The 23780-nt window shown below is 47.9% G+C and carries 22 protein-coding genes; 4 read left to right on the top strand and 18 right to left on the bottom strand.

Annotated features, from left to right (window positions below; genetic code table 11):
* Positions 1-18: 18 nt before the first annotated feature.
* From BKD12_RS13555 to BKD12_RS13530, 6 genes are all read right to left on the bottom strand, one after another.
* Positions 19-837 carry a Uma2 family endonuclease gene (locus BKD12_RS13555; RefSeq protein WP_070089882.1) on the bottom strand — a complete coding sequence of 273 codons (819 nt, stop codon included), beginning with the start codon at positions 835-837 and terminating at the stop codon, positions 19-21.
* Positions 838-1063: 226 nt separating this feature from the next.
* The gene (locus tag BKD12_RS13550; RefSeq protein ID WP_070089881.1) at positions 1064-1894 is read right to left on the bottom strand and encodes an Mrp/NBP35 family ATP-binding protein; all 831 of its coding nucleotides are present in this window, start codon (positions 1892-1894) and stop codon (positions 1064-1066) included.
* A gap of 16 nt (positions 1895-1910) precedes the next feature.
* Entirely contained in the window at positions 1911-2285 is a 375-nt protein-coding gene (locus BKD12_RS13545) for a RidA family protein (RefSeq protein ID WP_070089880.1), read from the bottom strand.
* A gap of 2 nt (positions 2286-2287) precedes the next feature.
* A complete protein-coding gene (locus BKD12_RS13540) occupies positions 2288-3238 on the bottom strand; it encodes an ornithine cyclodeaminase family protein (protein WP_070089879.1) in 951 nt (316 codons plus the stop codon).
* Between the two features lie 36 nt (positions 3239-3274).
* Positions 3275-5419: a glycogen debranching protein GlgX gene (glgX, locus tag BKD12_RS13535; protein ID WP_070089878.1), complete on the bottom strand. Its 2145-nt coding sequence runs from the start codon at positions 5417-5419 to the stop codon at positions 3275-3277.
* 34 nt (positions 5420-5453) lie between these two features.
* Positions 5454-6248: a sulfite exporter TauE/SafE family protein gene (locus BKD12_RS13530; RefSeq protein WP_070089892.1), complete on the bottom strand. Its 795-nt coding sequence runs from the start codon at positions 6246-6248 to the stop codon at positions 5454-5456.
* A 163-nt stretch (positions 6249-6411) separates the two neighbouring features.
* Here BKD12_RS13530 and BKD12_RS13525 point away from each other — a divergent pair, with 163 nt between their 5' ends.
* Positions 6412-7872, top strand: coding sequence for an arylsulfatase (locus BKD12_RS13525; protein ID WP_070089877.1), 1461 nt, complete (start codon positions 6412-6414; stop codon positions 7870-7872).
* Positions 7873-7917: 45 nt separating this feature from the next.
* On the top strand, positions 7918-8757 hold the full coding sequence (locus BKD12_RS13520) for an AraC family transcriptional regulator (RefSeq protein ID WP_070089876.1): 840 nt from the start codon (positions 7918-7920) through the stop codon (positions 8755-8757).
* On the opposite strand, the gene BKD12_RS13515 is transcribed toward BKD12_RS13520, so the two are convergent.
* From BKD12_RS13515 to BKD12_RS13470, 11 genes are all read right to left on the bottom strand, one after another.
* Positions 8720-9856: a radical SAM/SPASM domain-containing protein gene (locus BKD12_RS13515; protein WP_070089875.1), complete on the bottom strand. Its 1137-nt coding sequence runs from the start codon at positions 9854-9856 to the stop codon at positions 8720-8722. The genes BKD12_RS13520 and BKD12_RS13515 overlap by 38 nt on opposite strands.
* A gap of 30 nt (positions 9857-9886) precedes the next feature.
* On the bottom strand, positions 9887-12073 hold the full coding sequence (gnpA, locus tag BKD12_RS13510; protein WP_070089874.1) for a 1,3-beta-galactosyl-N-acetylhexosamine phosphorylase: 2187 nt from the start codon (positions 12071-12073) through the stop codon (positions 9887-9889).
* A gap of 4 nt (positions 12074-12077) precedes the next feature.
* On the bottom strand, positions 12078-12245 hold the full coding sequence (locus BKD12_RS17010; protein WP_176730974.1) for a DUF6903 family protein: 168 nt from the start codon (positions 12243-12245) through the stop codon (positions 12078-12080).
* 15 nt (positions 12246-12260) lie between these two features.
* Positions 12261-13133 (bottom strand): carbohydrate ABC transporter permease, encoded by an 873-nt coding sequence (locus tag BKD12_RS13505; RefSeq protein WP_070089873.1) that lies wholly within the window; start codon positions 13131-13133, stop codon positions 12261-12263.
* Between the two features lie 19 nt (positions 13134-13152).
* On the bottom strand, positions 13153-14043 hold the full coding sequence (locus BKD12_RS13500; RefSeq protein WP_070089872.1) for a carbohydrate ABC transporter permease: 891 nt from the start codon (positions 14041-14043) through the stop codon (positions 13153-13155).
* An 81-nt stretch (positions 14044-14124) separates the two neighbouring features.
* Positions 14125-15498 carry a carbohydrate ABC transporter substrate-binding protein gene (locus BKD12_RS13495; protein ID WP_070089871.1) on the bottom strand — a complete coding sequence of 458 codons (1374 nt, stop codon included), beginning with the start codon at positions 15496-15498 and terminating at the stop codon, positions 14125-14127.
* Between the two features lie 308 nt (positions 15499-15806).
* Complete coding sequence (gene dnaJ, locus BKD12_RS13490) at positions 15807-17003, bottom strand: molecular chaperone DnaJ (RefSeq protein ID WP_070089870.1); 1197 nt, start codon at positions 17001-17003, stop codon at positions 15807-15809.
* A gap of 44 nt (positions 17004-17047) precedes the next feature.
* Positions 17048-18940: a molecular chaperone DnaK gene (gene dnaK, locus BKD12_RS13485; RefSeq protein WP_070089869.1), complete on the bottom strand. Its 1893-nt coding sequence runs from the start codon at positions 18938-18940 to the stop codon at positions 17048-17050.
* Between the two features lie 54 nt (positions 18941-18994).
* Complete coding sequence (gene grpE / locus BKD12_RS13480) at positions 18995-19678, bottom strand: nucleotide exchange factor GrpE (RefSeq protein ID WP_070089868.1); 684 nt, start codon at positions 19676-19678, stop codon at positions 18995-18997.
* 29 nt (positions 19679-19707) lie between these two features.
* Complete coding sequence (gene hrcA, locus BKD12_RS13475; RefSeq protein ID WP_070089867.1) at positions 19708-20757, bottom strand: heat-inducible transcriptional repressor HrcA; 1050 nt, start codon at positions 20755-20757, stop codon at positions 19708-19710.
* A gap of 255 nt (positions 20758-21012) precedes the next feature.
* Positions 21013-21306: a hypothetical protein gene (locus tag BKD12_RS13470; protein WP_070089866.1), complete on the bottom strand. Its 294-nt coding sequence runs from the start codon at positions 21304-21306 to the stop codon at positions 21013-21015.
* Between the two features lie 163 nt (positions 21307-21469).
* Between BKD12_RS13470 and BKD12_RS13465 the strand changes: the two genes are divergently transcribed.
* Both BKD12_RS13465 and BKD12_RS13460 read left to right on the top strand, forming a co-directional pair.
* Positions 21470-22204 carry an ATP-binding cassette domain-containing protein gene (locus tag BKD12_RS13465; RefSeq protein WP_070089865.1) on the top strand — a complete coding sequence of 245 codons (735 nt, stop codon included), beginning with the start codon at positions 21470-21472 and terminating at the stop codon, positions 22202-22204.
* 2 nt (positions 22205-22206) lie between these two features.
* Positions 22207-23052, top strand: coding sequence for a DUF2705 family protein (locus tag BKD12_RS13460; RefSeq protein ID WP_070089864.1), 846 nt, complete (start codon positions 22207-22209; stop codon positions 23050-23052).
* Here the strand turns inward: BKD12_RS13460 and BKD12_RS13455 are convergent.
* Positions 23045-23704, bottom strand: coding sequence for a Crp/Fnr family transcriptional regulator (locus BKD12_RS13455; protein ID WP_070089863.1), 660 nt, complete (start codon positions 23702-23704; stop codon positions 23045-23047). The genes BKD12_RS13460 and BKD12_RS13455 overlap by 8 nt on opposite strands.
* Between the last annotated feature and the right edge of the window lie 76 nt (positions 23705-23780).

The raw sequence follows: 23780 nt of genomic DNA, 5'->3' as shown, positions 1-23780 counted from the left end.
TCAATCCGGTATTCTTTTTTATTCAAACATTGCATCATGCTCTGCCAGCAGTTTTCCCAGGTTTAAAGTCAGACCTTTGATCACCCGCGAAGCCATCTTTTCCCTGAAAGGCTTTACCACGGGCGACATACCTTCCTCCAGGTCATACATCATGATATTTTCCTGTTCAGGATCGATGATCCAATACTCCCGCACATCGTATTTCGAATAAATTCCCAGCTTCTCCAAGCAGTCATACTTCTTATTCCCTGGGGACAGAATTTCCACCACCAGATCCGGCGGCCCCATACATACTCCGTCCTGTATCTTTGTCCGGTCGCAGATCACCGACAGATCCGACTGTACCACCACCGCGTTTCGCATACTTAACACGACGCAGAACGGCGCAGGGATCACCTCGCATTTTTTACAGTGCGTTTTAAAAAACTGATAAAATTCCATATAGATCTGACCCACAATAATCTGATGCCGGTCTCCCGGAGCGTTTTTCTTGACCAGATTTCCTTCGATCAACTCGTAATCTGTGCAGTTTGGCAGGTCAAAATAATCCTGGACCGAATATTTCGGCTCTACAAAATACTCTGCCTTGGCGTCCCGGATCAGATTGGGCGTTCCATAGTCGTACCGTCCAAGCAGTTCATCCACCGAAACGTACAATTCCTTCGAAAGCTTAGCAATCATTTCCACATCCGGAGAACGCTTTCCCGCCTCATATCCCGCATAAGTGGATCTGGCAATCCCAAGCCGCTCCGCCATAAACGCCTGGCTGTATCCCCTTGCCCTCCGCGCAAATCCAAGATTTTCCGCAAAAATTTCGATCATTGTCTTGTTTTCCATTGTACACATCCCCTTTCTTCCATCACCTAAATGCACTATACCATAGCATGACGCAATACGCAACTTTTCTCGCAACATCCAAGATTATTACTTAATATTCCCATCGCAAACCTTGTCATCGGGGACACGCTCTTTATCAAAAGGGGACACCCTGAAATGCGATCGGGGACACCCACAAACGCGATTGGGGACGTACACTTTTGCAAAAAGTGTACGTCCCCAATCGTTACATTTTATTTACCACGTCTGCAAGATATGAATTATCTGCTTCATAGAACCGTTCCTGCTCTACAGCTTCTGCAAGTCCTGCATCAATTGGCATCTTTGCGAGTACCGGGATGCCCAGCTCTGACGCAGCCTCGTCTACATGGCTTTCCCCAAACACGGAAATCTTTTTTCCGCAGTCCGGACATACCAGGTAGCTATAATTTTCTACCACGCCGAGCACTGGAATATTCATCTGTACAGCCATGTTATATGCTTTTTTCACGATCATCTGTACCAGATCCTGCGGTGAAGTGACGATGACCACACCGTCCACCGGAAGGGACTGAAAAACGGTCAGAGGCACGTCACCGGTTCCCGGAGGCATGTCTACAAAGAGATAGTCAAGATCTCCCCAGATCACATCAGTCCAGAACTGAGTCACCACACCTGCGATAATCGGCCCCCGCCAGATGACCGGGTCGGATTCGTTTTCCAGAAGAAGGTTGACAGACATGATTTTTGTGCCATCCTTCGCCTCTGCCGGATAAATCTCTTCCCCGTTCCCCGAAGCCGTCCCATGGATCCCGTACATCTTCGGGATGGACGGCCCCGTGATATCGGCATCCAGGATTCCGACGCTGAATCCCTGTTCCCGCATGGTCCTTGCCAGGGATGCCGTCACCATTGATTTCCCCACGCCGCCTTTTCCGCTGACTACCGCAATCACCTTCCTTATTCTGGAATGTGCGTTTGCCGGCTTGCGGAAATCCTGCGGTTTGCTGCTGCAGGAATCAGCATGAGCACACCCTGCACAGTCAGATGGAGAACATCCGTTTTGCTGTTCAGCCATTTTCTTTACACCTTCCTTACTCTTCTACCACCGCGATCACTTCGATCTCGCACAGTGCGTTCTTTGGAAGTGTCTTTACAGCCACACAGCTTCTTGCCGGCTTGGAGGTGAAATATTTAGCATATACTTCATTAAATGCTGCAAAATCTCCCATGTCAGCCAGAAAACATGTTGTCTTTACTACCTTATCAAAGGATGTTCCTGCAGCTTCCAGAACAGCAGCCATATTCTGGCATGCACGGTCTGCCTGTCCTTCGATTCCTTCTGCCAGGTCTCCTGTTGCCGGATCCGCGCCCAGCTGTCCTGCTGAATAGAACATACCGCCGTGGGTATATCCCTGTGAATATGGTCCAAGTGCTGCCGGTGCTTTTTCTGTTGCTACGATTTTCATTGTTACCTCTCCTTTGCTATCTCTAATATTTTCTGTGCAATGCACACATCAAAAAGACCCATTCCTACTGATTTGAAGTAGGTAGTCTTTCCGTTCCCCGATTCTTCCCGTTCTCCAGATGCCAGGTAATCGCTCATCAGAACGATTCTGTCCTTCGCAAGCCTTCCCTCAGAAAGCGGCTGGCTTAAGTCTCCGCTCTCCTCACATGCATACGGAAGCTCAATATACACCTTTTCGGCCACATCCCAGACAGCATCCGGGATTTCCCGCATTTCCGGCGTATAAGATCCGATCGCTATGATGCATTTTCCTCTTAAAGTCTCCGGATCATCAGGCAGTACCGGTGTCTTCGAAGGAGTGGTGGTGCAAATAATATCACTACGATGTACCAGTTCCTCCGCTGTCTTACATTGTACTACCTTTACCCCCGGATTATCAATAGCTTTTTTAAGCCTGCACAGATAATCTGTCAAATCTCTGTCACTGTGATTATACACGTAAACGGTATGGATATCTCTTGCCGCACAGGCATACACGGCCTGATAGAATCCCTGTACTCCTGCCCCGATGATCCCGGCTGTATGAGCGTCCCTGTCCGCCAGATGACGGATGGCAACACCTCCTACGGCTCCGGTCCTCCAGGCCGTCACCGCCTGCCCGTCCAGGACTGCCAGAGGCGCCCCCGTTTTCGCATCGTTTAAAATCACCAGCCCGTCGATCGAAGGAAGTCCAAGCTTTGCATTTTCCGGGAACATTGTCAGCATTTTTGTCCCGATTATTTCATCCGTATAGCACGGCATATAAATTAACGTCTTGTTTTCATGTTCAATCACCGGCCGGGGCGGCATATAATAAGCTCCCTTTCCAAAAATCCGGTAGGTCTCCTCAATCTGATCCATCATCATATTTACATCAATCAATGCTTCGATCTCTTCTTTTCCTAAAAAAATCATTTTCTCTTTATCCTCTCTTTGCTTTTTATTGCTTTCTTAATTTCTTTCTGATTTCTTAGCTGCTTCTCTCCTGCTGCCGCTCTTTTCTGCCGTCAGGATCAGGACGGAGCGTTCTCCCGCCAGCACCCGGCTGTTTCCGATTATCAGAGGAATATCCCGGTACTCTTCTCCTTCTGCCCCGGTATTGATCTCCATCTGCCATGCCAGCCCCTCCGGCAGCCCGGGGAGCTCTACTTCTGCCGCTTCCCAGAACGCATTGACGATCAGATACACAATATCATCCTGATTTCTATGCGGATCATATCCTGCAAACATGACTGCCACTACTCCTCCATCGCTTTCGTAATCTGCCTTCCATGGCTTCCTGCCGTGAAGACTGGTCTCCGGGAATCCGCAGACAGCCGCCTTTCCCGTCCCCTGAATCGCCGGGTGGCGCTTTCTGAATCCGATCATATGCCGGAAAAACTGATAGATTTTCTGATATGTCTGAAGCCGTCCCCAGTCCAGCCAGGAAATCTCATTATCCTGGCAGTAGGCATTGTTGTTGCCAAACTGCGTATTGCAGAATTCATCTCCTGCCGGAAACATCGGTGTTCCCCTGCTGGTCAGAAGGACTGCACAGGCATTGCGTATCAGCCGCATCCTGAGCTTTATGACTTCTTCATTCTCTGTCTCCCCTTCCGCTCCGCAGTTCCAGCTGCGGTTGTCGTTGCAGCCATCTGTATTCTCCCACCCGTTTGCCTCATTATGCTTCCAGTCATATGCATACAGGTCATACAACGTAAAACCGTCATGGCAGTTGATAAAGTTCACTGACGCCCCCCGCCCCCGCACAGCCGGATCATAAAGATCCAGGGAGCCGGTAATCCTCCGTGCCGCGGCAGCCGCACACCAGATACCTCCCTTTAAATATTCTCTTAAATCATCCCGGTAGCGTCCATTCCATTCACTCCAGCGATGAAAGGCCGGAAAATCCCCTACCTGATATAATCCTCCCGCATCCCAGGCCTCAGCGATCAGCTTGGTGTCCGCCAGGATAGAATCCCTTGCCAGCGCCTGCAGAAGCGGCGGATTTTCCATAGGCGAGCCATCTTCGTTTCTCCCCAGGATCGAGGCCAGATCAAACCGGAATCCATCCACCCGGTAGGTAGTGACCCAGTACCGCAGACAGTCAATGATCATCCTCTGCACCACCGGATGGTTGCAGTTCATGGTGTTGCCGCAGCCGCTGAAGTTATAATAATATCCTTCCGGCGTCAGCAGATAGTATATATTATTGTCAAAGCCCTTAAAAGAGATAAACGGTCCGTCCTCATTTCCTTCAGCCGTATGATTAAACACAACATCCAGAATCACCTCAATCCCATTCTCATGCAGCGCCTTGATCAGCTCTTTCAGTTCCAGTCCTTCCCGGTTATACTCCACTGCAGATGCATAACTGGTATTAGGCGCGAAAAAGCTGACCGTATTATATCCCCAGTAATTCAAGACCTCTTTCCCATTCACGATTCTGCGGTCGCTAAGCTCATCGAATTCAAAAATCGGCATCATCTCGATCGCATTGATCCCCAGCTCCTTCAGATAAGGGATCTTTTCCCGGATTCCAAGAAAGGTGCCAGGAGCAGTCACGTCAGCCGCCATTTTTGTGAATCCCCGCACATGCAGCTCGTAAATGATCAGATCTTCCATAGGAATCTTAGGATTGGCAGCCGCTCCCCAGTCAAAGTTATTTCGTACAACTCTGGCCCGGTATCCTTTGTCACTTACCTTTTTTCCCCAGGTACTCTGCCCGGTAACTGCCTTGGCATAAGGATCCAGGAGAATATGATTGCGGTCAAACAAAAGTCCCTTACCCGGATCATAAGGACCATCCAGCCGATACGCATACTCAAACTCCTCCACGTTCAGTCCGAAGACGATCATGGAGTAGACGTCCCCGATTTTGTAATTTTCAGGAAACGGAAGCACCGCATACGGTTGCTCTGCCATCCGGTGATATAAAAGCAGTTCGCAGGATGTCGCACCGTGAGAATGTACTGTAAAGTTTACTCCATTCGGAATCGGGGTCGCTCCTTCATATATATAAAATCCCGGCCGTACGTCAAACCCTGCGATACAGTCCAAAGGAATCATATGGCGCATCTCATCAGTCCATAATAAATATTTCTGTACATCCTCCATCCTGTCTGCTCCTCCTCTTTCTCTCAAAACATACCTATACAGCCAAACCGGAAAACTTCAAAGCATTATAAATATTGATCAGCACGATCACTGCCATCAGAAAGATAAAAAGTTTATCCACGCCTGCATCACTGATCTTTTTATTAACCTTACTTCCGATTGTCCCTCCCAGGATTCCGCCTGCGATCATGCATACCAGATAAGAAATCTCCATTTCCGGAATAGTTCCCGTCACACAGGTTTGAACCAGACTGGTAATCTGGGAAAACATAATAATGTAAAGAGAAGAAAGCGCTGCTTCTTTGGTCGTCATAGAAAAGAAATACCCCAGCACCACCAGATTAATAGGTCCTCCTCCGATTCCCAGGAAGCTGGACATAATGCCAAGAAGCAGGCCAATGACAAGGCAGACCCAGATCTGCCCGCAGGTCCTGGTATGTATACTTTTCTTATATAATGTATAGACCAGTGTTCCCAGCGTGATGACAATCAACACCAAAGCCTGTACCAGTCCCACCAGCTCTTCGTTCCCTGCCGCCTGCTTCAGCGACTGAAACATCGATTTTCCGGCCACGCCGCCCGCAGCGGCACCTGCTGCCAGAGCCGTGGCAATCTTCATGTTCAAGTTCGCCGTGCCAGCCTTTATGTTTTTATACACAGACACCAGCGACATGGCAAGCACCGTACATCCGGAAAGGAAACTGATGCTGCTCACACTCATAATACCGACCGCATCCAGTACCGGTTTGATGATTACTCCTCCACCAATCCCGCAGATAGAACCAGCTATAGATGACAAAATACTGACCGCAAAAAATACAAATACCATTCCCATTATTTGACGTTCCACCCTTTTCTCATATGTTTTTTCATTATAACCTGTTTTTCTTTTTTCTTCTACCCCTCGGCGCCTCTTTTCTCGCCGGAATCTTCTTGCTTTTCCATCTGGATTGTATTATTGTAGAACTAATAGCAGCAAAAGGAGAGAGACCATGAAGAGACCAAACATTATTTTACTTATGACTGATCAGCTCAGAGGTGACTGTCTGGGATATGCAGGGCATCCGGATGTAAAAACTCCATATCTTGACACGCTCGCCTCTCGAGGCGTTGTTTTCGACCGCGCCTACAGTGCCTGTCCAAGCTGTATCGCTGCCAGAGCCGCTCTCCATACCGGTATGGAACAGAGCCACCACGGCAGAGTTGGATACGAAGATAATATTCCCTGGAATTATACCCATACTATGGCAGGTGAGCTGGCAAAAGCCGGTTATTACACCCAGTGTATCGGGAAGATGCATGTACACCCATTGCGGAACTATCTGGGATTTCATCACGTGGATCTTCATGACGGATACCTCCACAGCGCCCGGTATGGCAGTGTTCCCTTCCGGGAATCTCAGCTTGTTGCGGACGATTATTTCTATTGGCTGAAAAAAGAACTGGGAGCCGATGCAGACGTTACCGATACCGGTATCGACTGTAACAGTTTCCTTGCGCGCCCTTGGACACATGAGGAAAAATACCACCCCACCAACTGGGTCACTGACCGGTGTCTGGATTTTCTCCGGCGCCGCGATCCCCGGACGCCTTTCTTCCTGATGGCATCTTATCTGCGTCCTCATCCTCCATTTGACGCACCCGAACCTTATTTTGATCTGTACCGGGACAAAGAGCTGCGAAAGCCTTTTGTCGGCAGCTGGGAGACAGACGAATACCTGAAACGGGACGGCCGCATTTTTGATTCAAAAACTGGCCCTTCGGATCCGGAACTGATACGCCAGGCACAGATCGGCTACTATGCCTGCATTACCCATCTGGATCACCAGATCGGCAGGCTGATCATGGCACTGATCGAACAGGAGCTGTATGACGACACCGTCATCATTTTTACCGCCGATCACGGGGAGGAGCTTTGTGACCATCATATGTTCCGCAAATCCAGACCGTATGAAGGAAGCTGCCATATCCCGCTTTTTATTGCAGCCGGTAAAAATGTCCTGCCAGATTTGAAATCTTCACAGGTCTGCCACAGCATTGTGGAACTGCGGGATATCATGCCCACACTGCTGTCTGCTGCCGGAGCTCCGATTCCGGACAGCGTGGACGGTTCAAGCCTTCTGCCCCTGACAGTCCATCCAGAAGCATCGATCCGCACCTGGCTCCATGGAGAACATTCCTATGGAGAATTTTCCAATCACTGGATCGTCACCAATAAAGACAAATATATCTGGCATTCTGTCACAGGACAGGAACAATATTTTGATCTGGCAGAAGACCCTCATGAGCTGAAAGATCTGATCAGCGACAGTTCCCGCAGAGAACGGATCCAGTTTCTTCGCTCCTGCCTGATCCAGTCCCTGAAAGACCGTCCGGAAGGCTTTACGGACGGAGAGCGGCTGATCGCCGGACGCGATTATCCCCCTACTATGGACTGTGCCGAGGACATCTGATGTCCCCGGCAGTCCAGGCCATTATTTAAAAAAAGGAGACTTTCCATGAGCCACAGACAGTATTCCATTCAGACTTCTGATATTGAAAAATTAAATGTCCGTCTTCTTTCCATCTCCTTTTCCAAAGATGAGAAAGACTGGCCCAGCGTTCTCCACACCCATCACTTTACAGAACTGTTCTTTGTTGCCGGGGGCGGAGGAAATTTTCTCTTCCGTGACAAATCCTATCCCATCAAAACAGGAGATCTGATCATTGTCCCTCCCTATCTGGAACATACAGAGCAGTCTGCCCTGAATCATCCTCTCCAGTATTATGTAATCGGAATAGACGGGATCATCTTTCAGCCAGAGACGGGAGAAAGCTCAGGGGTTCAGTTTTTCTGCAATTTTCCCAATCAGGATCTGATTGCGGGTCTGTTTGCCCAGATCCTGTATGAAGTAAGGAGCCAGTCCTACGGTTCTGATAAAATCTGTCAGAATCTTCTGGAGATCCTGATCCTCAGGATCATCCGTTCCCAGCATCTTATTCCTGTGTCCATGACGTCCACTCACATGACAAAAGAATGTGCACAGATCAAGGAATACCTGGATACAAATTATGCAGATCATATCACTCTGGATACCCTGACAGATCTGACACATATGAATAAATACTATATGGCCCATTCCTTTACCAAATATACGGGGCAGTCTCCGATCCAGTACCTGAACCAAAAAAGGCTGGACGTAGCCTGTACGCTCCTTCGGGATACAGATCACTCAATTTCCTCGATCTCTTCCTCCGTAGGATTTTCCTCCCAGTCATACTTTACCCAGTCCTTCCGGAAAAAGTACGGCATTACTCCGGTCAAATACCGTAAGGAAAATGCCTCCTCAAAGCCGTAAGCCTTTCGAGCCGTCCAATACTGTGAGCAAAAAAATTCTGATATGCCTCACAGTATACATTACGGAATCCTTCTTTTTCTGTTTCGCAGTCTCTTCTGCACCCACCTCTGCACAGCGGATACCATCTGCACCCGCTACACCTGGCATCCCGTTTCGCCGATTCTCTGAAAAAGGGCGCAGGGTGTTCTGACACAGACCATTGCCACAGCTTTACAAAATCCAGTGCCGGATCCTTAATATTTCCCATGGCCCAGGCATCCAACGCATAAAAATCACACGGATACACTGTACCGTCGCTTTCAATCACATTCTGCATGCTGCATTTTCCATACATACTGCATGCCTCCGGTTGTCCTCCCGCTAACATCTCCACATAATTTTCAAACTGACGTATGTATACAGGGACTCCCGACATCTGGTCTGCATACCAAAGGTCAAAAAGCTTTTTCATCACGCTTTCGAATACGGCCGGTGTCAGAGAGTAAGACTGCTTCCCCCTCTGCTCTCCCAGCGGATCCAGGCAAGGGATATATTGCTGTGCGTAAAATCCCTTCCGGCAAAAAAAACGATAGATCGCTTCGATACGCTCTGCCGTCTGCCTGTTCAGTACACAGAGCACATGAAAGGGAATCCGATACTCCTGCAGCTTCTCTGCACAGGCAAATGCCCTGGAAAAGCTTCCTGCGCCGTCCTGGTCTTTTCTGTTCTCATCATGGGATCTCCGCACCCCATCCAGAGACAGTCCCACCAGGAATCCCTTCTCTCGAAAGAAGTCCATCCATTCATCGGACAGCTCTGTCCCATTGGTCTGGATCGTATAAGACACCTGCTGTCTGGGTCTTTTCTTTTGTTCAACATATGCGGCAAATTCTTCAAAAAAAGGCAGACCTGCCAACGTCGGCTCCCCTCCCTGGAAGCCGAACACGCAGGTCTGCGCCGCCGCAAGTGCCTTATCTACGATAACCTTCACCGTCTCTGTATCCATCCTGCCTCTTCCTCGATCCATGCGGTGCTGCTCCTCATCTCTGTAAAAGCAGTAGGCGCACTTTAGATTGCAGGCGGAAGAAACTGGTTTTATCAACAACTGCAGCTTTTTCATAAAAACCTCTTTCTGTTTTCCACCTCTGTTTTAAATTTCGTACCAGTAAATACCATTGGCTTCCAGATCCAGATCGAACTTAGTTCCGTCGCCCTTGTATACTGTTGTACTCTGTGGTTCATAAGTATTATTGACCACGCAGTATTTTCCGTTCTTTACATATGCATGGACTTCTACATTATAATTAGTGCTGAACCACTTGTAAAGGTTTTCCTCATCGTGGGATGACCAGATGATGGAACGGTATAACAGCCGGCTGTTTTCAAAGCTGTACGGAAGCCCGCTGATATAAACGCATCTTCCTTTTCCAAATTCATTGACTGCCAGCTGTACCTCCTGATTTCTCTGGCTGAGGATCATTGTGCCTTCATACGCATAAATATTCTTCTTTCCTTCGCCAAAATCAATCTCGCCTTTACAGTCCTCTGTGATGAAATGATCATGTTCTTCCCAATTGTACTTATCCACATTCAGGGTAAAGCCATTTTCTCTCTCAACCCCCATCACAGATGCCAGCTGGAAATAATGTCCTTCATACTGGTGTGCCGCCGGTTCTCCAACGCCGATAAATCCGCCTCCGCGATAAATAAACCTTTTGATCGCCGTGATGATTGTCTCATCCGTCCAGTTTTCCCCGCCGGAATATGCTGTATCTCCGTCTCCGACATTCAGGATCACATCGATATCGTCTAAGATTCCGGGATCTCTCCGAATATCATCAAAACTAATAAAGCTTACATCAAAAGGCGCTCCGCTCAGTGCTTCGATAATGCCGGCGTAGGAATAATTCTGTTTATAGTAGATCGCATGATGAACCATATGGTTGCCCCATGCACGCATCTTTCCCCAGCAGTTTAATACTGCCACCTTTTTAATGCAGTAAGGCGTTGTCCCTTTGATATTATCATACAGTGTGCGGAATTCTTCGCAGACACTTTCCACATAGTCGATGAATTCCGGGAACTTCATGGCGAGTTTCAGGTAACCGCCGTATCCAATGCGGTCGATAGGTTTTCTTAAGATTGCCCGTCTCGCCGTTACCCAGTTAACCTTCGCCTCTTTCACCGGATCCCCGCCTTCGTGGAATACATCCGGGAAAAAGTATGGAAGCAGCCGGGCTTCTGTATATTTCACACCTTCAATGTTACTGATCAGCCGCAGGGTAGATCCATTTCCCACACTTCCTACCACAGCGTCCAGTCCTACTTTTTTGAACTCATCCATAAACGGTTCCATGCCGATCCAGTGATCGCCCAGGAACATCATAGCTTCTTTCCCACATTCATGGGTGATGTCCACCAGCTCTTTTGCCAGCTTCGTTACCTCTCTTCTCTGGAACGCCTGGAAATCCTGGAATTCCTTCGACGGTATACGGTAGGTATTATTCATATAGCCCTGATCGATGATATATTCCGGCCGGAACGGATAGCCGACTTCCTTCTCGAACTGTTCCAGAATATAAGGGCTGACCGATGCCGAATATCCATACCAATCCACATATTTTTCCCGTGCCAATTCATCAAACACAAGCGTGAACTGATGGAAAAATGTGGTATATCTAATCACATCAATATGCGGATTATCCGTGATATATTTACGAAGACGATCCAACGAATACTGATGGGTTTTGGGCTGGCGCACATCGAAAGTGATCTGCTTTTCAAAATTTGTCCATCCATTAGTCACTGCATTGTACATATGCACCGGATCCCACATAATATATGCAAGAAAGCTGACGGTATAATCGTGAAATGCTACCGCCTCATGGATCGTGACGTCTCCAGTCTCTCCATCGTAATCCCACTGCGATACCGGAACCACTTCTCCAGTTGTACGGTCAATGACTTCCCACCATCTGGTGATATCATCATGATCGTTGACCTTCAGCATATCCGGGTACAGATGATTCATCAGATGAATAGACAGTTCACTGTCCACAGCCGTATAAAATGGTGTCATGATATACATCTGCTGGATTTCGTCCGGATTTGCCTTTGCCCACTCATTATCCTTTCTAGTCGTATAATATGTAGAATAAACCTTCGCATCTACACTTCTCAGTTCTTCGGGATAATCAGTCCCATCGCAATCCCGGATTGCGTCTGCCCCCCAGCGCTCTAAGAGTTCCAGGGTCTCCGGCACCACATCTATATCTGTTGGAATCGTAACTCTGCCTTTTGTGTGTGCTTTCACATTCGTTCTCCTTTCTTGTTCCATGCTGCTACTGATATCTCCTATTATAGATAAACAGCAGCGTCAATAATCCGACCAGTCCAATAAGTTCCATCGCAAGTCCGGAAGCACTGATATTTTTCTGGCCGATGATGATCAGGGCGAGACAAACAATAAATACAATGATCATGATCAGATTTCTTACAACATTACTCATTCTATGCTCTCCCTCCTATCCTTTCAGTCCGCCAAGTGTCATACCCTTGGTGAGCTGCTTCTGTACACATACATACAGGATCAGTACCGGGATCATAACGATCACGAGACCTGCATACATGATACCGTAGTTAGTGGCCGTCCTCTCAACCGCCATCAGATTCTTTAATCCTACTGCCAGAGTACTGTTTTCATCCATCAATGTGAACGCGATAATGTACTCGTTCCAGAATGACAGGAACTGGAAGAGGATTACTGTGATGATACTCGGCCGCGCCATGGGGATCATAATCTTGACCATAGTCTTGAAATATCCGCAGCCGTCAATATATGCCGCTTCCTCATATCCTTTCGGGAGTGTCTTAAAATATCCGCTCAGCAGATAAATGGAAAACGACAACGAACTGGATGCATAAATAATCGACAGGATCAGCCGGTTATCCAGGAAAAATTCAACCCCCAGCATCCGATTTGCGCCGCTCAGCATCAGGAAAATCGGCACTACAATATAGTTGATATTTACAAACAAACCTGCCATGAAGGCAATATTTAATATTTTCTTTCCTTTAAAATCAAATCTTGACAATGCATAAGCCGCCGGGAGTGCGATCACCAGCAGAATCACCAGAGACAGCGCTGTTACGATCACGGAATTCAGGAAAAATTTTCCCATTTCCGCATCCACAAATGCGGTCACATAGTTCTGCCACTGCAGCTGTTCCGGAAGCGCCCAGGGGTTAGTTCCTTTTCCGATAAATTCCGCATTCCGCTTAAAGCTTGCCATAAATACCCATGCAACCGGAATGATGATCGAAATCGTCATCACGATCAGCGCAATGTAGACGATCGCTTTAAACAGGGCTTTCGTTGCCGGATTTTGTTTTTTCATAGCTCTTTTGTCCCCCTTCCTAGAATTCCAGAACTTCTCTGTCTGTGATCTTGTTGACAACTGCTGCAAGTACAAACGAGAAGAGGAAGACTACCACGCCGATGGCCATTCCATAGCCGTAGACGCCAGCTCCATATGCCTGTTTATACATATAGTTCAGGAACACTTCTGAGTGTCCGTTCGGGCCTCCGTCAGACATGATCTGAACAAACTGGAAGCTTAAGTTGATCGTACTGATAATGTAGAAGGTAAGTGTCGTACGGATGTTGCTCCATATCAGCGGCAGGGTTACCTGGAAAAACATCTGGATCTCTGTTGCCCCGTCCAGAGACGCCGCCTCATAAAGATCCTCAGGGATTGCCGCCATGCTGGCCATATACATAACCATATAGTAACCGATCGCCTGCCATACCAGTGCGAAAATGATGGAATACAGAACGATTTTCTGATCTCCCATCCATTGATGTGCCAGTGCATCCAGTCCGATGGCTCTGAGGAACGTATTGAGAAGTCCGGTACTCGGATTGTAAATCGCCCCAAAGATACCTGCGATAACAACGATACTTAAAATATTCGGTATGTAAAAAATCACACGGAAGAAATTTTTCCCTTTAAATTTTCCGCGATGGAGGATCGCTCCAAATAAAATCGCAAAGAAGATTGTAAATAATGTTACAAGAACAATGATCGCGATAGAATTTTGCATCGTCTGCAGGAAGTTCTTATCGTCAAACAGGGACTGGAAATTACTGAGTCCCACAAATTCCTTTCTGTTCGTGATCCCGCCCATCCGGTACAACGACATTCTAAAAACGTTGATGGTTGGGATAAAAATGAAAAGGGTCACAAGTATGGCCGCCGGTGCTATGCAGAAAAAGACAAATCGTCCCTGCGCCCGTTTTCTATTCATACCATTTCTCCTTTCTTTTGAAAAACGGTGAGCGTAAGAACTCACCGTTTTTTTACACTTTCGCTATTGCATTTTAAAGTTTTATTCCATTGCATCTGCACACTGTGACCAAACGTCTACCAGCTGCTCCTGCCACTCGTCAACAGTCATATCGCCTGTACTGATGGAATCAATTGGTTTGTAGATAGATCCTTTCATATCAAGACCTTCGATCGGGGATGTGGTAGCCCATGTACCTGTAACTGCTACTACATCATCGCCAGTCTGGAAGCTTGTCTTGATCACGCCGTCCGGAAGTTTCTCTGCTGCGCCCTGAACCGGTACTACGATCGGTGCGTCAGACTCTTCTCCGGTCTCAGCATTTGTGGTCTTGTTAGCCAGACAAAGATCTACAACTGTATCAGAATACATAAATCTGATGAAATCTTTTGCCAGATCCATATTCTCAGCATCTGCCGGAATCCACATCTGCTCTGTAAAGGTGTAAACAGACTGTGACTCGTCTGCACTCCACTTCGGAACACCCATTACGCCCCACTCATAATCAGAAGGTGTGGAGTTAGCCATCTCACCAACTACCCAGCTTCCGTTTGGCATGAAGAGTGCTTCACCGTCAATGACTGCCTGCTGGTTAATCTTAAATCCGCCGTCTGTGTTTGCGTTGGATACTGTGTCAGCCCAGAGATTGTCGGAAGATACCAACTGAGCGATCGTATCAAGAACTTTCTTTCCTTCTTCGGATGTCCATGTGTTCTCATCATATGTCAGTGCGTTGTTGTAGAAGTCTGTTCCGCCTGCCTGTGCCAGCATTGCATAAATTGTTGCATCAAAGTATCCCGGCTGCGGATAAGTGAATAAAGATCTTCCGTCTGCCTTTGCCTGCTCACCCAGTGCAAAGAACTCGTCCCATGTAGTAGGAACTGCATATTCTTTTCCTTCACCTACCAGATTTGCATTATACCAGAAACCTGTCTGTGTATAGAAGATTGGAGCAAGATAGATCTTTCCATCGCCGTAAGGCTGTGCTGCGGTACCATCCAGGATACCTTCAACCATTTTACCTCTCAGCTCATCATCAAACACGTCTGAGATATCTGCTACGGCTTCTTCCTTCAGCATAGTCTCTGTAAATCCGCTTTCCTGTCCCAGGTTGTAGTAAACCACATCCGGAACATCTCCGTTCTGGATCTCTTTAGTCAGTACCTGGTCAAGTTCAGAAGACAGTTCCAGTTCTACTGTACAATCATATTCTTCTTCAAAAGCTGCTGCAATCTTTTCCCAGATGTCAGCTCCGTTTCCCCCTTCAAAAGCTGCCACCTTCAATGTCTTGCCATCGCCGCTTCCGCCTTCGCTGTCATCGCTTCCGCCGCTGCTTCCGCATCCAGCCAGCAGTCCCACGGTCATTACTGTGACCATTGACGCTGACAGAAGTCTTTTGACTGTTTTCTTTTTCATACTTTTACCTCCTTTAAGACTTTTTATGTTACTCTCATTGTATTCTTTTTTTTAATCCTTTTCCATATGAATCTTGGTTTTTATTTTATAATTCTTGCTATTTACGACATTTTCTTCTAAAAAACAGCACATTTTTTTGTGCTTTCTATTTACTCTATTTCTCCTCTTCTTTTTTATTTTATACAAAATGCATAATTTTTCACCCTATATTTCTTTATAATTCTTGCTTTCAAGATTCCGCTGCAGGCGCAAAAAAATACCGCCGGTACGGGCCTCTGCCACGCCGCCGGCGATATCTGTATCTTCTATTATTCTTCCAAATCTTCAAAGGCTTCTTTCATTTTATTCATAAAGCCTTTTTTCTTCTTGCCTTTGCGCCCCTCGCCCTGGTCCTTGTCGGAAGATCCAAGCGTATTTCCCGACAGCTCGTCGAACCTGCGAAGAGCCTCTTTCGCCTCCGCGCTCAGATGCTCCGGCGTCTGGATCACCAGAGTAACATAGTGGTCGCCTCTGACCTGTGAATTCCGGATAGACGGAACACCTTTGCCCTTCAGACGTACCTTGGTATCAGTCTTGGTGCCCGGCTTTACAGTATAGAGTACTTCTCCGTCCACCGTCTTGATCCTGATATCGCCGCCAAGCGCTGCCTGCGCAAAGGAAATCGGCACAGTCGAGAAGATGTGTACATCCTGCCGCTGGAAGATCGGGTGTCTGGACACAGTCACTTCTACCAGCAGGTCGCCCCTGGGACCTCCGTTTACGCCCGGCTCTCCCTTTTCCCGGATGCGTACGCTCTGCCCGTTGTCGATGCCTGCCGGAATCGATACGGAAATCTTTTTACGGCTTGACACATATCCTGTTCCGCCGCAGTCCGGGCACTTGTCCCGGATAATTTTTCCGGTACCATGACAATCCGGACACGTCTGGACATTCTGTACTGTTCCGAAGAAGGACTGCTGGGTATAAACCACCTGCCCTTTACCGCCGCATTTCGGGCAGGTTTCCGGAGAGGTTCCCGGCTTGGCGCCGGTTCCGTGACATTTCGGGCAGGGATCCTTCAGAACCACATCCAGCTCTTTTTCACAGCCGAACACGGCCTCCTCAAACGTAAGCCGCACGCTTTTGCGGATATTCATTCCCTTCATCGGCCCCTGATTCGCACGGCCTCTACGACCGCCCCCGAACAGATCTCCAAAGATATCTCCAAAGATATCACTGAAGTCCGCACCACTGAAGTCGAATCCGCCGAATCCGCCGGCTCCTCCTGCACCGCCCTCAAAAGCAGCATGACCAAACTGGTCATACTGCCTTCTCTTATCAGGGTCACTCAGCACCGCATATGCTTCTGAGGCTTCTTTGAATTTTTTCTCCGCCTCTGCATCTCCGGGGTTCATGTCAGGATGATACTTCTTGGCAATCTGTCTGTATGCTTTTTTCAGAGTCGCTTCGTCAGCATCTCTGCCAACACCCAGCACCTCATAATAATCTCTCTTTGATTCTGCCATGATTTATCCCTTTTCTAGTTATTAAACTTTTTTATCATTTTAGATTAGACTTCTTTGTAATCTCCATCGACTACATCGTCTCCCTGGAATCCTTCCGGTGCGGGACCTGCCTGCTGACCGGCTCCTGCTCCCATATCCGGACCTGCTCCTGTTCCTGCAGCTCCTGCTGCCGCACCTGCCTGCTCATACATCTTTGTAAACAGCTTCTGAGCGCTTTCAGTCAGTTTATCCTTTCCAGCCTTGATCTCTGCCACCTGTGCATCTGTCATCTCTTCCATATTGACCTTCTCAAGCAGCTCTTTCAGCGCCTTGCAGTCCGCTTCTACAGCTTCCTTATCAGCACCGTCCAGCTTATCGCCTACTTCTTTCAGTGCCTTTTCGGTCTGGAATACCATGGCTTCTGCCTCGTTCTTGGCATCAATACCCTCTTTACGCTTTTTGTCCTGTGCCTCAAATGCAGCGGCTTCCTTGACAGCCTTGTCAATCTCTTCGTCAGACATATTGGAACCTGCCGTGATGGTGATGTGCTGTTCTTTTCCTGTTCCCAGGTCCTTTGCAGATACATTTACGATACCGTTGGCATCAATATCAAAGGTAACCTCGATCTGCGGAACTCCACGCGGAGCCGGTGCAATGCCGTCCAGTCTGAACTGTCCGAGGGACTTATTGTCTCTTGCAAACTGACGCTCGCCCTGTACTACATTGATGTCAACAGCTGTCTGGTTATCTGCTGCTGTAGAGAAGATCTGGCTCTTCTTCGTCGGGATTGTTGTATTTCTCTCGATCAGTCTAGTAGCCACGCCTCCCATGGTCTCGATGGACAGTGACAGCGGGGTTACATCCAGAAGCAGGATATCGCCTGCGCCGGTATCGCCTGCCAGCTTGCCGCCCTGTACAGATGCTCCCAGAGCTACACACTCATCCGGGTTCAGAGACTTGCTTGGCTCTTTGCCTGTCAGACGCTTCACTTCTTCCTGTACAGCAGGAATACGTGTGGAACCTCCTACCAGCAGTACCTGACCAAGATCAGCTGCTGTGATGCCCGCATCAGATAATGCTCTCTGCACCGGTTCGGATGTCTTCATAACCAGATCATTGGTCAGTTCATCAAATTTTGCTCTGGTCAGATTCATGTCAAAATGCTTCGGTCCTTCTGCTGTTGCAGTAATGAACGGAAGGTTGATGTTTGTAGTAGTTGCGGAAGACAACTCTTTCTTTGCTTTCTCTGCAGCCTCTTTTAATCTCTGCAGTGCCATTTTATCATTAGAAAGATCTACGCCTTCCTGTTTCTTAAACTCAGCGATCATATAGTCGGTCAGCTTCTGGTCGAAGTCATCACCGCCCAGACGGTTGTTTCCGGCTGTAGACAATACTTCGATAACGCCGTCGCCGATCTCAATGATAGATACATCGAAGGTACCGCCGCCCAGGTCATATACCATGATCTTCTGTTCTTTCTCGTTGTCAAGTCCATATGCCAGCGCTGCCGCCGTAGGCTCATTGATGATACGCTTTACATCCAGGCCTGCAATCTTTCCGGCATCCTTGGTTGCCTGACGCTGTGCGTCATTGAAGTAAGCCGGTACTGTGATGACCGCCTCTGTTACTTTTTCTCCCAGATATCCTTCGGCATCTGCTTTCAGCTTCTGAAGGATCATTGCAGAAATCTCCTGCGGAGAATATTTCTTGTCATCAATCGTTACCCTGTAGTCAGATCCCATCTCTCTTTTAATCGAGGAGATCGTTCTCTCAGCATTGGTAACAGCCTGACGCTTTGCCGGCTCTCCTACCAGACGCTCGCCTGTCTTTGTAAATGCCACAACAGACGGTGTTGTTCTTGCTCCTTCTGTATTTGCGATAACGGTTGGCTGACCGCCTTCCATAACGGCTACACAGCTGTTTGTTGTTCCTAAGTCAATACCAATGATTTTGCCCATTTCTAATTCCTCCTAAAATAATTTATTACAATTGATTTCCCTGCGTATCAGGTGTTAGTTTGCTACTTTTACCATACTGTGTCTCACAACAGAGTCACGGTACATATAACCTTTTTGAAACTCCTCGGCAACAATGTTTTCTCCCAGATTTTCATCCTCCACGTGCATAACCGCATTATGGAAATTGGGATCAAATTCTTTGCCTACTGCCTCGATCGGTTTCACCTCGATTCCCTCTAAGGTTGTCATTAACTGTTTGTAAACTTTTTCCATGCCCTGTACAAAGGCATTTTCCTTTTCCTCCTCGGTCACCGCGCCAAGCCCGCGCTCAAAATTGTCGACCACCGGAAGGATTTTTTCTATGATATCTTTCGCTCCAACCTCGTACATCTGGGATTTTTCCTTCTCTGTACGCTTGCGGAAGTTATCAAACTCTGCCATTTGACGGGTCAGCTTATCCGTCAGTTCTTCGATCTTTTCGTCTTTTTTGTCTTTTTTCTTTTTACCAAAAAACTTCTTTTCTTTCTTTTCTCCATCGTCGGAAGCTTCTGATGACTCCTGCCCTGGCTCCTGATCAGCTTCTTCTGCTTCTTCTGCGTCAGCTGCTGTTTCTGCTGTCGCTTCCTCCGGGTCCCCGTTTTCATCCTGAGGATCACCTTCTGCACCGGCTGCCTTCTTTGCCTCTTCCACGGCTTCCTTCACCATTTCTTCCTGGCTCTTTTCCTGATTATTTTCCAAGGGTCCTTCCACCTTTCTTTCTTACTTGGCTATGTTTCATCATTTTTATGAAACATCTGATCCAGCTCATTCTGAAGACGTTTCATGGATTTCAGCACATGTTCATAATCCATACGCTTGGGACCGATAATACCTATCGTTCCCTTCATGCCTTCTCCTAATTCATAAGTGGCTGTCACAACGCTGCAGTCTTTCATGTTCTGGACCGGCGTTTCGTCGCCGATATATACCTGGATTCCGGTGTTGTCCTCTCTTGCCAGCGTCTGTGTGACCAGCTCGTTCAGCTGCTGTTTCTCTTCAAATGCACTGATGATCTCCTGCGCGCTCTGCTTATCGCTGAGCTCCGGATATTTAAATATGTTGGTGGCTCCGCTGGTATAGATCTGCATGTCGTTGTCCACCTGAATGACCTCTGCCACAGCGTCCAGGACATTTCCTACCACTCCACTGTGGATCCCGGCCTGCTCTTTCAGTCTTGCGATCAGCCCCAGATTAATCTCTTCAATGGACATCCCTGTCAGCGTCGTGTTCAGCAGCATATTTAATTTCAGAAGATTTTCATTGCTTAAGGGCTCTTCCACGTTGATGATCTTATTCTTGATCACGTTCCCGCCAAGAACAATGACCGCGATGATCTGTTCCTCATCCACGGCCGACAGCTGGATGAATTTCAGCTTATTGGCGCTGCTCACAGGAGTTGAAACCATGGTCGCATAATTGGTACTGTTGGCCAGCACCCTGGCAGCCTGGCTTAACAGCTGCTCCATCCGGTCAGCCTTATCCAGCATCTGCTCCTGCATCTCATTTAACTCCTGCTCCTTTTCCTCCATCAGCATATCCACATAGAGGCGGTAGCCCTGGTCCGAAGGGATACGTCCTGCTGACGTGTGAGGCTGCAGGATGTAGCCAAGCTCTTCCAGATCCGCCATCTCATTACGAATCGTCGCTGAACTCAAATTCAGGTCCGTGTACTTGGAAATAGTTCTGGACCCTACCGGCTCCCCGGTCTCCAGATAATTCTGGATGATCGCATGAAGGATCTTCAGCTTCCGCTCACTAAGTCCATGTTCCGCTACCATGCATCCTCCTCCTTTCGGCTTTATTAGCACTCCCCAAAAATGAGTGCTAACATCTTCGACTATTAATTTAGCACTATGCTATTTGTTTGTCAACACCCTTTCACAAAATTTTCAAACGGGGACGTACACTTTTGCGTCAGGTGTACGTCCCCAATCGCAATATACGGTGTCCCCAACCGCATTTCACCCTGTCCCTTTTTGCAAAACCCCCTGTCCCCAATAAAAAAAGAAGCAGGATCTCTGCTTCTTTTTTTATTAGCTTAATTCTACTTTTGCCGCTTCTTCGGGCTTGAAGTCGTTCTGCAGATCGTAGATGTTATGTCCGGTGGATTCGCTTAAGACCCTTCCTTCTAATGAATAGCAGCGGATGAATCTTTTCCCGTCTACGCTGGACCAGTGCTCCACATCCCAGCTCATGTATCCGTCCTCATCTGACTTTTTTTCTTTCAGATACAGGTCTACCTGCCGGCCTTCCTTCATCTTTTCGATCAGGCCCTTGGTTCCGTCCACCTCTACCTCTGTCTTGTTCACTGCATCATAAACCTTCATGACATTTCCTCCTATTTAAAAGTTTCTATGTAAATTATAGCTTCTGAAAATAAAAAATACAATCTTCTTCTTTTTTTATCTTGACAAATTCATTTTTCAAATATATTATTGTATTAACTTAATAATACACTAATACATAAATACATTTGAAAGGAGCACAAATATGAGTGTCATATTACGCACAAACCAGCTGACAAAGCGTTACGCTCACCGCACTGTGGTGGATCACCTTTCCATGACCATCCACGAAGGTGATATCTATGGATTTATCGGGAAAAACGGAGCCGGGAAGACCACGCTGATACGCATGATCACCGGACTTGCCGCCCCGGATGACGGGACCATCCTTATGTTCGGGAGCCCGGATCTGCCCGAGGGCCGTAAATTTACCGGCACCGTTATCGAATCTCCTGCACTCTATCCAGGAATGACAGCAAAGGAGAATCTCCTGGCCCAGTATAAGCTCCAGGGCATCCGGAATGAATCCCAGGCCGATTCTATCCTGACACTGGTTGGTCTTGACGATGCCGGAACGAAAAAGGCAAAGGACTTTTCACTGGGGATGCGGCAGCGCCTGGCAATCGGCATCGCTCTGATCGGAAATCCGAAATTCCTGATTCTGGATGAACCGACAAACGGCCTGGACCCGGAAGGAATCAAGGAGATCCGGGACCTGATCCTGAGACTAAACCACGACCGCAAGATCACCGTGCTGATCTCCTCCCACATCCTGGGAGAACTTTCCAAATTTGCCACGCGCTACGGGATCATCCATCAGGGAAAACTGATCGATGAATTTACAGAGGAACAGCTGATTCAAAGATGCAGTGCCCCGGACGGGACACCGATCATGGATCTGGAGGATTATTTCTTAAAGAAAATACAAGGGGGAATCTAAAAATGACACATATATTAAGAAGTGATTTTTATAAACTGAGAAAAGCCAGGTATTTCTGGGTCTGCCTGGCTGTCACGGTAATTCTGGCTGTCGGGAGTGTTTTTCTTCTGGATTTTACCTATCGTCTGGCGGGAGACCAGATGGAGACCCAGGTCGCCTCACAGCAGGAAACGCTGGAGGAAAGCGGCGTCAGTGTCTCTGTGGAAGGCGTACCCTTAAGCTACGACGAACTAAGCGGCTCAGGCCAGCTCCTCTCCTTCTTTGCCGGCAACACAACATTGATCCTGGCGGTACTCATCTCTCTGTTCGTAGGCAGCGAATTTAACCATGGCACCATCAAAAACATGGCCTCCAGACAGTACAGCCGGGCAGCCCTCTATGGCTCCAAGCTGATCACAGGCATGGCCGCAGGAGCCTTTCTGACTCTGGTCTACGTCCTGTTCGCAGCTGTCACGGCTTCCATCCTCTGGGGATTTGGCCCTGTTTCTTCAGGGTACTGGCCCCGGACACTCGGGGGAGCCGGACTTGAGCTTTTGCTCCTTTTCGCCTTCATATCTGTTTTCGTAATGTTTAGCTTTATCATCCGGCAAAATGGAGGATCGCTGGCCGTTAACATCTGTTTCCTGGAATTTTTATCTCTGTTTGCCATGCTGGGAGAAATGCTGGTCAAAAAATTCACAGGCAAAACCATGACATTATCTAATTATCTGATTGATGCTAACATGAATGCTCTGCTTGGCGGACTTACCCGAACTTCCGTGATCCGCGCTCTCTTCGTTGCCGCCGGATTTTTTCTGGCAGCGCTTCTCATCGGAATGGTACATTTCCAGAAGCGGGATATCAAATAAGCCAGAACTCACTTTTCCGGTAATCCAAGACCCCATCCCGGCGGAGCTTTGAAAGCTCCGCCGACATGGCGCTTCTCTCCACACACAGATAATCCGCCAGTTCCTGACGGTTAAACGGAATCACAAAATGCCGGGCATTCTTTTGCTTCGCCGTTTCTGATAAATAAGAAAGTAATTTTTCTCTGGTCGTCCGTTTGGACAGATGACGCAGCTTTTCACCGAGCATTACATTTTTTCCGGCCAGGATCGTCACCAGATTCCGGATCAGCTGCTGATGAAACGGGCAGGATGCCGGACACACTTCGAGTACACGCTGTATATCCACCTGGAAAACCTGACTGTCTGTCACAGCCACTACACTGACCGGACTTCCTCCCACGCCCGCACATGCGTAGGCCGCCCCGAACAATTCCCCCGGCATCAGTTTCTCAAGGATATTCCTGTTTCCGAACACATCCTCACTGACCACCTGCACGCAGCCGCTCAGGACGATCCCTACCTTTCTGGCAGGCTCGCCTTCTGACCAGATCACTTCCTGCTTCTGAAAATATCTTTTTCTGCCATCCAGACAGTGCAGGATACTCTCACAATCTTTCCTGCTTATTCCTTGAAACAGCGGCATTTTCGCAAATAGGTCCTGATATGCTTCCATAATTTTTCTCCTTCGTTGGAAATCCAACATACTTTTGGAGGAAATTATAGTAAACTGCAGACATCAAGTCAAGGAG

Origin of the sequence: Merdimonas faecis, assembly GCF_001754075.1 — a bacterium.
In the GTDB taxonomy this organism is placed as follows: Bacteria; Bacillota; Clostridia; order Lachnospirales; family Lachnospiraceae; genus Merdimonas; species Merdimonas faecis.
The sequence above is the reverse complement of the archived record's forward strand: the minus strand, read 5'-3'. Positions and strand labels throughout refer to the sequence as shown.

Bases quoted from the DNA above. Each gene is read 5' to 3' on its own strand.
- BKD12_RS13540 (WP_070089879.1), bottom strand. From the start codon at position 3,238: ATGATTTTTTTAGGAAAAGAAGAGATCGAAGCATTGATTGATGTAAAT.
- BKD12_RS13520 (WP_070089876.1), top strand. From the start codon at position 7,918: ATGAGCCACAGACAGTATTCCATTCAGACTTCTGATATTGAAAAATTA.
- BKD12_RS13470 (WP_070089866.1), bottom strand. From the start codon at position 21,306: ATGAAGGTTTATGATGCAGTGAACAAGACAGAGGTAGAGGTGGACGGA.
- hrcA (WP_070089867.1), bottom strand. From the start codon at position 20,757: ATGGTAGCGGAACATGGACTTAGTGAGCGGAAGCTGAAGATCCTTCAT.
- BKD12_RS13545 (WP_070089880.1), bottom strand. From the start codon at position 2,285: ATGAAAATCGTAGCAACAGAAAAAGCACCGGCAGCACTTGGACCATAT.
- dnaK (WP_070089869.1), bottom strand. From the start codon at position 18,940: ATGGGCAAAATCATTGGTATTGACTTAGGAACAACAAACAGCTGTGTA.
- BKD12_RS13460 (WP_070089864.1), top strand. From the start codon at position 22,207: ATGACACATATATTAAGAAGTGATTTTTATAAACTGAGAAAAGCCAGG.
- BKD12_RS17010 (WP_176730974.1), bottom strand. From the start codon at position 12,245: ATGAGTAATGTTGTAAGAAATCTGATCATGATCATTGTATTTATTGTT.
- BKD12_RS13515 (WP_070089875.1), bottom strand. From the start codon at position 9,856: ATGAAAAAGCTGCAGTTGTTGATAAAACCAGTTTCTTCCGCCTGCAAT.
- BKD12_RS13505 (WP_070089873.1), bottom strand. From the start codon at position 13,133: ATGAAAAAACAAAATCCGGCAACGAAAGCCCTGTTTAAAGCGATCGTC.
- BKD12_RS13555 (WP_070089882.1), bottom strand. From the start codon at position 837: ATGGAAAACAAGACAATGATCGAAATTTTTGCGGAAAATCTTGGATTT.
- BKD12_RS13500 (WP_070089872.1), bottom strand. From the start codon at position 14,043: ATGAATAGAAAACGGGCGCAGGGACGATTTGTCTTTTTCTGCATAGCA.
- dnaJ (WP_070089870.1), bottom strand. From the start codon at position 17,003: ATGGCAGAATCAAAGAGAGATTATTATGAGGTGCTGGGTGTTGGCAGA.
- BKD12_RS13530 (WP_070089892.1), bottom strand. From the start codon at position 6,248: ATGGTATTTGTATTTTTTGCGGTCAGTATTTTGTCATCTATAGCTGGT.
- glgX (WP_070089878.1), bottom strand. From the start codon at position 5,419: ATGGAGGATGTACAGAAATATTTATTATGGACTGATGAGATGCGCCAT.
- BKD12_RS13525 (WP_070089877.1), top strand. From the start codon at position 6,412: ATGAAGAGACCAAACATTATTTTACTTATGACTGATCAGCTCAGAGGT.
- BKD12_RS13455 (WP_070089863.1), bottom strand. From the start codon at position 23,704: ATGGAAGCATATCAGGACCTATTTGCGAAAATGCCGCTGTTTCAAGGA.
- BKD12_RS13550 (WP_070089881.1), bottom strand. From the start codon at position 1,894: ATGGCTGAACAGCAAAACGGATGTTCTCCATCTGACTGTGCAGGGTGT.
- gnpA (WP_070089874.1), bottom strand. From the start codon at position 12,073: ATGGAACAAGAAAGGAGAACGAATGTGAAAGCACACACAAAAGGCAGA.
- BKD12_RS13465 (WP_070089865.1), top strand. From the start codon at position 21,470: ATGAGTGTCATATTACGCACAAACCAGCTGACAAAGCGTTACGCTCAC.
- BKD12_RS13495 (WP_070089871.1), bottom strand. From the start codon at position 15,498: ATGAAAAAGAAAACAGTCAAAAGACTTCTGTCAGCGTCAATGGTCACA.